Genomic DNA, 7,715 nt, shown 5'->3' with positions numbered 1-7,715 from the left:
TAAAAGAATCGTCAATAGATGTTTCTGCTACATTTACGATGAGGTACTAGCTTAAAAGTGCCTCTTTTTGTTTGGAGGTATTGTTATGTTTAAGTTATTTGAAATCATTAAGCAAGAAGATGCAAAAAAACTAAATCGTTTGAAAAAAGAATTAAAGCAGACTACTCAACGTAAATGAGTGGTCTTTTTTTCGTACATAAAAAAACCACTAGACTATGGGATCTAGTGGCTAGGTAGCATTCGTGCAAAATTTTTGTTGGTTGCTATTTACAAAAAGGAGTTGCTACCTAAAAAAATTATATCAAATAAGAATAAAGAATAAAAGAGCGTTTATTCACATCAAAACTTATTTTTTGTGCAAAAAAAGCCACTAGAAATGGGATCTAGTGGCTAGGTAGCGTTAGTGAAAATCTCGTGTCACTTGTAGTTTATGAACTTTAGCTATTATGAAAGAGTGCTACCTAAAACAAGTGTAACACAGCTGTCAAGTTTTGTCGGATATTTGGATTGTTTTCGCATGAAAAACCACCAGATAAAATATCTAGTGGCCAGACAGCAGATTATGTTTTGAAATAACTGGAAGTGTTACATGAAGCAAAAAGGAGTTGCTGTCTTGCAGTGAGTATAACAGGAATTGAAGCGTTTGTCTTACAATAAACAAATATACATAAAAACAATTAGGAGAGAGAACATGAAAAGCTATTGGTATGTATCGTTAACACATGAATATCCACAGCCGAACCGCTCAACTGATTCAGTACGTGTCTAAAGGCCGCACAATAAAAGTGTAGCCTTTTATTTTATTCCTCGTGTTGAAAGAAATTAGTAATTAGTAGATAATTAATTCAAAAGACAGATGGAGGTATAATAGTTTGGAAAATAATTCAAAGAGTGCTGATGACAAAGTAATCAAAAACTATGAAGAGACGTTGAGTATTATTTTTAAAAAAATACCGGACTCAAATGAGCCCCTGATCTATATGGTCGCAAGTGAAATAGGTTTCGAGATTCTAGATTTAAAACTGTCAATAAATGCTTTATTAGAAAGTGCTTGTTATGCTGGTATTTTAGCTTTATCCAGAACAATGGTGGAAAATTATATTTATTTAATGTATATACTCGAACAAGATTCTTTTAAAAGAAGCAAAGCGTATCAATTGAACATGTATAGAGATATAAAAAAACAATATGAGGCGCAAAAAAAGAATAAAAAATTACAACAAATGTCTGAACAAGATCAAAGCTTTAATGAACAAATTGTTTTATATGAACAAAATGAGCCTAAAATTATAGAATATTTAGAAGAACTTGATTCACTCTATGGGCATAGATTAGTACCATGGTACAATGATGACGGAGAAACAAAAGGAATATATAAGCTATTTGAGCGTTTAGATAAGTCGGATTGGTATGATGGTATATATAGATACTTATGTATGGAATCCCATGGTAATAACGGATTAAAACATTTTGAAATGTTAGAAGATGGTACTGCAAAATTAAAACCAACTACGTTGGATGAAAAACAAATCAGTAGCATAACTTGTAGTATCCTAGATAAAACAAAAAAAGAATTAGAAAAATTAATTATTTAGAAAACAAAACTCAACCATTTATATGAAAGCGAGGTGGTGTTAATGGATGGCTAGAAAAAGAGATCCACGTCGTGACCAGGCTAAAGAAACTTGGTTAAAGTCAAACGGTAAAAAGGTTCTTAAAGAATTAGCTAATGAATTAAATGTTTCAGATTCCCAAATAAGAAAATGGAAATCGATAGATAAATGGGCTGATGAATTAAAAGGTAATGTTACCAATTCAAAAAGTAACGTTACTAATAAAGGTGGAGCGCCGCCTGGAAACAAAAATGCCGTAGGTAACAAAGGGAATAAAAGTGCCTCGCCACCAAAAAGAAATAAGAATGCGGTAAAAACAGGTGAATATGAGACAATATTTGCTGACTTACTATCTGACGAAGAAAAGGACATCTATTCTAAACTGAATGATGATCCTTTTTTTATTTTGGATGAAGAAATAAGAATCCTGAAAATTCGCCAATATAGAATGCTTAAACGCATAAAAGATGCAGAGGCTGGCTTAAATGATGAAGAAGTTGAACGTTTGCAGCAGCTTCGGAAAGTTAAAGAGCCATCGGTAATTGATGGGAAAATGGTTACTGTTAAGAGAGAAGTTTTAAAAGATGTACAAGTCACTCGTAAAACGTTTAGAAAACTAGATGACATTTTGGCTATTGAGGAAGCATTGACAAGAATTAGCAATCAGTTAACAAAGGCTATTAAGCAACAGAATGCTTTGCTAGCAAATGATGCCAAATTACAACTATTGAAGGTTCAAACTGAAAAAGTTAAAGCTAGTTTAGATGCTACAAATGGAGACATGGATATGCCAGTTTTCATCGATGATATATCAGGTGATGAATATGAGTAAAAAATTATCTGAATTTCTTCCTAAAGCATTTCATACTACTTGGAGGATAGCATTAAACTCAAATATATTACATGTTGTTGAAAAAGGTGGTCGTGGATCAGGTAAATCATCTGGCATAGCACACATAATCGTTCAATTGATTATGAGATATCCTGTAAATGCTGTGGCCATTAGATATGTCGATAATACGATTGAGCTATCTATTTTTGAACAGATTAAGTGGGCAATTGAAGAACAAGGTGTGTCTAAGTATTTTAAAGTAAATAAAAGTCCTATGAAAATCACCTATAAGCCTAGAGGTAATTATATTGTTTTTCGTGGCGCACAGAATCCAGAAAGAATTAAGTCATTAAAGGATTCAAGATTTCCATTTGCTATAGCTTGGATTGAGGAATTAGCCGAGTTTAAAACAGAAGATGATGTAAAAACCATAACTAACTCATTACTACGTGGTGAATTAGCAGATGGTCTTTTTTATAAATTCTTTTATTCATACAATCCTCCTAAGCGACGACAATCATGGGTTAATAAGAAATATGAATCTAGCTTCCAACCCGAGAATACTTTCGTTCATCATTCAACATATAAGGATAATCCATTCATAGCTCAAGCATTTATTGAAGAAGTTAATGCTACGAGGGCTAAAAATCCGAAACGTGCTGAGTGGGAGTATGACGGCAAAGCTATTGGTTCAGGAGTTGTTCCTTTTGATAATCTACGAGTAATAAAAGGATGTATTACTGATGAAATGGCTGCTAACTTTGACAATATCAGAAATGGTCTTGACTTCGGTTATGCTACTGATCCATTAGCATTTGTTAGATGGCATTATGACAAAAAGAAAAATGGCATCTATGCTATTGATGAAATTTATGGTGTGAAAATTAGTAATAGGGAATTTGCTAATAAAGCTAAGTCTAAAGGATATATATCAGATAGAATTGCAGCTGATTCAGCAGAGCCTAAATCAATAGCAGAGCTAAACAGTGAACATGGTATGCCACGAGTTTTCGGAGTAAAAAAAGGTCCTGATTCTGTTGAGTATGGAGAAGAATGGTTAGGCGATTTGGATTTTATTTGTATTGATCCATTAAGAACTCCTAACATTGCTAAAGAATTTGAGAATATTGATTATCAAACTGATAAAGACGGTAATCCTAAACCTAGGTTAGAAGATAAAGACAACCATACAATTGATGCGACAAGATATGCTTTCAGTGAAGATATGGATAAAAATAATGTGAGGTTTATCCAATATTAGGAGGTGGGAAAATGTTTCAAAACAATTTAAGTTTGAAGCGGTATAAAAGAGTGCGAACAAAATATTCTACACAAATTAATGAAGAAGTTTTCGATCCTAATGATTTTATTACTGAAATGAAGCCATTTTTTGATGATAGAGAGCGTAAGTACAAAGCCTATACAAGCGAACAAAATGAGATCGATAGAAGACCTAAACCAAACACAGAGATTATAAAAGTGAATAATAAACTTCATGCTGGTTTATACAATACTATTATCGACCAAGCAGCTGACCATTTCACAGGCATTCCAATTAAGTGGGATTATGATATTACCGAACAACGCAAATCTATATTGCAAAAAATGGGTTCAAAGGTAAAAGACTTGTTTTCAGGGAATGTCAGAAATGAGACAAAAACTCCTGAAGAATTCGACAGATTAACAGAGTTAGTAAACGATATGCGGTTTGCCATGCTTGATTCTGATACAGCTCGGTTTCAAGGAGCTTGTGGTGTTGCTTTTCGTTTGTTAGAACCTGTTGAAACCGTGGAAGGTTGGCAATTATGGGCGAGCAATATCGAACCATGGAAAGCTGAAAAATACGAAAATGCAGATATCTTTATTCGTGAAAAATACGACACACATCAAAAAAAATTTTTCGAAGAAATGAAAGTCATTACTAAAAAAAGAATATGTATATATAGCAGATATGTTGAATCTAATTTAGTCAGTGCATCTGGAACATTTAAATTGATTGAGGAAGTAGAAAATCCGCTAGAAACGTTTTACCTATCAGAATTTAAAAATAACACGAATCGTTATTGCGATTTTGAAGTGGCGGAAGAACTTTCTGATGCATTTGATAGAAGCTTATCAGACCAACAAAACGAAGTTGAACAGTTTAAACTTGCTTATATGGCCATTAGTGGCTCACGATTAGATGAAAAAGAAGCACAAAGAATGATGGAACAATTAGGTATTATTAATTTGCCTGATCCACAAGCTAAGGTTGGGTATGTAACGAAAGACATTAATAAAGATTTCAACGAGTATCATCTTGATAAGCTGAAAAAGCTTTATTACACGGTAACTAAGTCAATTGATTTCAATGATGAAGTATTTAAGTCTAATAGCTCTGGCGAAGCTCGCAAATGGCAAATTATTGCACTAGAAGCTAAAACAAATACTAAAGAACAGTATTTTAAAGAAGGATTGAAAGAGGCAGCTGAGACGATGTCTGCCTTTATTAAATTTAGGGATAAATTAGATGTTGATGTGTCAAAAATTGTATTCACATTCAGTCGTAGCTTGCCAACAGACATCGGTTATCTTGCTGATGCATTGCCTAAACTTTCACCGTTTGTATCCAAACGAACAATTATTAATCAGATTCCATTTGTTAAAGACCCAGATTATGAAATGGACTTGATGAATTTAGAACAAGGTCAAGATTATCCTAGCGGTGAATATGATGAACTAGGTGGTGCAGGTAATGACGAAGAAGAAAACAACGGCTAGTGAACGTTATTGGGAAAAACGTCGTGGATTAGAAGATAAAGCACGTTTGAAACTGGAAAAGAAAACTCTTAATGAGCTAGAATCTGTTTTCGAACGTGCTTTAGTTAAAATTCAAAGACAGCTGTTGTCACAAGCTGATTTACACGATATCACTCAAAGTGAAATGCTAGAAGACTTTAGCAAACGAGACCAAGAGAAGTACCGTAAGTATATTGAGAAGAACTATGAAAAGTTGATGGAGTCTGACGAAGCTTATAAGCAGTTTATTGATGAATATTTTCCATCCTTTGACTATGCGAAAGTTAATCGCTTGTTACAGTTACGAGCAGACATCTTTTCTACTCTTGCAGGTGAAGCAATATCCAGTGATGTTAACGGTAAATTTAATAACGACTTAGAGAACATTACAAAACGAATCTACAATTCTAATTCTAATACGTTGATGCAATTATTAGGCGGTTCAGCACCTGGTTTATCAAAAAAAGAGCTGGAAAACATTCTGAATTATCCATGGAGCGGCAAAACTTTTTCATCTCGCTTGTGGGGCAATATTTCAAGTTTAGAGCAACGTCTAAGTAATTCTATTATTAATTCTTTAGCAAGTGGCGAAGGTGTTTTAGAAGCTCTTAGAACGATGAAAAACGATGGTGTTGTTAGCGGCATGTTTAAATTGGAACAAGGAAAGTTTAATCGATCGATTGAAAATCTTGTCAGAACAGAATATTCACATTTTGCGGTAGAAGGTGTAAGAAAATCGCTAAAGGATGTAGGTATTAAGCAAACACAAAGCTGGTCGGCAGAAGATGAACGTGTTTGTTCTATTTGTGGTAGACGTCATGGAAAAGAGATTAAAGATGATTGGCACCCACCGTATCATGGACGTTGCCGTTGTACTGAAATACCAATGGTTCCTGAAATTAGTGATGACATAGATAAATTGTATGAAGAGATGTTTGGTGATTTATTAGATGAATTTGCAAGTAAGCAGTGGGGCATTAAATTAAATCATCCGAAATCAACTACAATAGCCAATAGATTTAGTCTTTCTAAACTAACAGAAGAAAATATTGGCGACACAGAAAGAATTAATGATATAATTAATAGAACGAAAGATGTCATTAGTAATTATAAAAATGAAACAGGTATTGACGTGATAAAGTTGTTTGAAGATAAAAAATTTGCAGATAAAAATAATCCCTATACCGATGAAAAATCAAAATTTATCAGATATTTATTGAAAAATAACGGATTTGACGGTTTGCCTCAAAAGGTAACCGATGTAGACGATTTAATACCAGTCTATAGAGGTATTGTAGATTTTAAGTATGGTGATGACACATCGCAAGAGCAAATTGATAGATTTTTAAGAAGCCATTTCGATATTTCAGGAGCTAGGTCTTCTGCAAATGGACGAGGGAGTTATTTTACTAGTGCCAAATTTAAAGCACAAGAATATGCAAATAATGGCAATAACGGCCAATTGATAACGGCATACTTGCTTGAAAAAATAAATTTACTTGATGATTCTATCTTTTTGAAAGAAAGAGAAGCTTTTAGAAAAATAGCAGATAATTTTGGAGAAGATGCAAAATATTATGCTTTTTTATTATCGAAAAACTTTTTAATGGATACTCAGAAAGATATATATGCGCTTATAAGTGGGTATGATGGTATTCAAAAAGGTGCTATATATAACATTTTAAATAGGACAATGTTAGGGGTGAAGAAATGAAGATACTAATGCAACATTTGGAATTTTCTTTTGGTAGTCTAAACGGTGACTATTCTGAACAAACTTTAGAAAATTTTGAATATATGTTCAATCGACTAGAAGAAGACAATTTAGGGTATGTTCATTTCGATAATGTTTCTGAATTTTATTTCAATGGAATAACTAACGAGGATAAGAGAGTTCTTAAGGAAACAATAATTGCTAACTCTAAAAAATAAGATACTAAGCACTTAAAGGATAACTTTGAGTGCTATTTTTATGCTTAAATTTGGAGGTGAGGTTATGAAAGGATTATTTGAAGCAGTGTTGAATCTAGAAGTTACCAATGGTACAGAAAAAGCCTATAAAAAAGTTTTTGAACAAGAAAACGAAAGATATTTGACCAAGCACACTTTAAGAGACGGCAACGGTAATATCGTTAAAGATGGGCTTGAATCAGTTTGGAGTGGTAATTATTGCCATGTCGATATTTTGTATTCTATACCAGGTAGAAAAAGTAAATTAACTATTTCGATTGTGTCTAGGACTCTGCAAAATGTAAAAGATGCTGTCACTGATTATCAAATGTTAGGTGCTGAACTGGTCCATAAGAATTGGAAGTGATTAGATGGATCCCTATGATTACTTAGATGCAGATTATGAAGAGCATTTACTAAGAGAAGAAAAGCAATTAAAGTCTGACGAAAGTTAGGCTTTTTATTTTGTCCGAAATGACGTTAAACTAGCGCAATGCTGGGCTTAATTGAATGGTGGAGCGCAATAAATAAATCTAAAGCAA

General features: G+C 33.3%; 7 protein-coding genes. All 7 read left to right on the top strand.

The window, feature by feature from the left end:
* Positions 1–872: 872 nt before the first annotated feature.
* The 7 genes from HMPREF2810_RS07640 (at position 873) to HMPREF2810_RS07610 (ending at position 7,540) form a co-directional block, all read left to right on the top strand.
* Positions 873–1,595: a DUF5677 domain-containing protein gene (locus HMPREF2810_RS07640; protein WP_010707365.1), complete on the top strand. Its 723-nt coding sequence runs from the start codon at positions 873–875 to the stop codon at positions 1,593–1,595.
* Between the two features lie 46 nt (positions 1,596–1,641).
* Complete coding sequence (gene terS, locus HMPREF2810_RS07635; RefSeq protein WP_002364203.1) at positions 1,642–2,445, top strand: phage terminase small subunit; 804 nt, start codon at positions 1,642–1,644, stop codon at positions 2,443–2,445.
* The gene (locus HMPREF2810_RS07630; protein WP_002357024.1) at positions 2,417–3,706 is read left to right on the top strand and encodes a PBSX family phage terminase large subunit; all 1,290 of its coding nucleotides are present in this window, start codon (positions 2,417–2,419) and stop codon (positions 3,704–3,706) included. The genes terS and HMPREF2810_RS07630 overlap by 29 nt, the downstream gene beginning before the upstream one ends.
* 11 nt (positions 3,707–3,717) lie before the next feature.
* Complete coding sequence (locus tag HMPREF2810_RS07625) at positions 3,718–5,205, top strand: phage portal protein (RefSeq protein WP_002384358.1); 1,488 nt, start codon at positions 3,718–3,720, stop codon at positions 5,203–5,205.
* Entirely contained in the window at positions 5,180–6,937 is a 1,758-nt protein-coding gene (locus HMPREF2810_RS07620) for a head protein (RefSeq protein WP_033919452.1), read from the top strand. Before HMPREF2810_RS07625 ends, HMPREF2810_RS07620 begins: the two co-directional genes overlap by 26 nt.
* Positions 6,934–7,155 carry a hypothetical protein gene (locus tag HMPREF2810_RS07615; RefSeq protein ID WP_002357027.1) on the top strand — a complete coding sequence of 74 codons (222 nt, stop codon included), beginning with the start codon at positions 6,934–6,936 and terminating at the stop codon, positions 7,153–7,155. The genes HMPREF2810_RS07620 and HMPREF2810_RS07615 overlap by 4 nt, the downstream gene beginning before the upstream one ends.
* A gap of 64 nt (positions 7,156–7,219) precedes the next feature.
* Positions 7,220–7,540 (top strand): hypothetical protein, encoded by a 321-nt coding sequence (locus HMPREF2810_RS07610; protein ID WP_002389265.1) that lies wholly within the window; start codon positions 7,220–7,222, stop codon positions 7,538–7,540.
* Positions 7,541–7,715: the final 175 nt, after the last annotated feature.

Source organism: Enterococcus sp. HMSC078F03, assembly GCF_001811595.1.
In the GTDB taxonomy this organism is placed as follows: Bacteria; Bacillota; Bacilli; order Lactobacillales; family Enterococcaceae; genus Enterococcus; species Enterococcus faecalis.
The sequence above is the reverse complement of the archived record's forward strand: the minus strand, read 5'-3'. Positions and strand labels throughout refer to the sequence as shown.

Excerpts from the sequence above, each read along its gene's own strand:
- terS (WP_002364203.1), top strand. The coding sequence starts at position 1,642 with ATGGCTAGAAAAAGAGATCCACGTCGTGACCAGGCTAAAGAAACTTGG.
- HMPREF2810_RS07630 (WP_002357024.1), top strand. The coding sequence starts at position 2,417 with ATGATATATCAGGTGATGAATATGAGTAAAAAATTATCTGAATTTCTT.
- HMPREF2810_RS07615 (WP_002357027.1), top strand. The coding sequence starts at position 6,934 with ATGAAGATACTAATGCAACATTTGGAATTTTCTTTTGGTAGTCTAAAC.
- HMPREF2810_RS07620 (WP_033919452.1), top strand. The coding sequence starts at position 5,180 with ATGACGAAGAAGAAAACAACGGCTAGTGAACGTTATTGGGAAAAACGT.
- HMPREF2810_RS07610 (WP_002389265.1), top strand. The coding sequence starts at position 7,220 with ATGAAAGGATTATTTGAAGCAGTGTTGAATCTAGAAGTTACCAATGGT.
- HMPREF2810_RS07625 (WP_002384358.1), top strand. The coding sequence starts at position 3,718 with ATGTTTCAAAACAATTTAAGTTTGAAGCGGTATAAAAGAGTGCGAACA.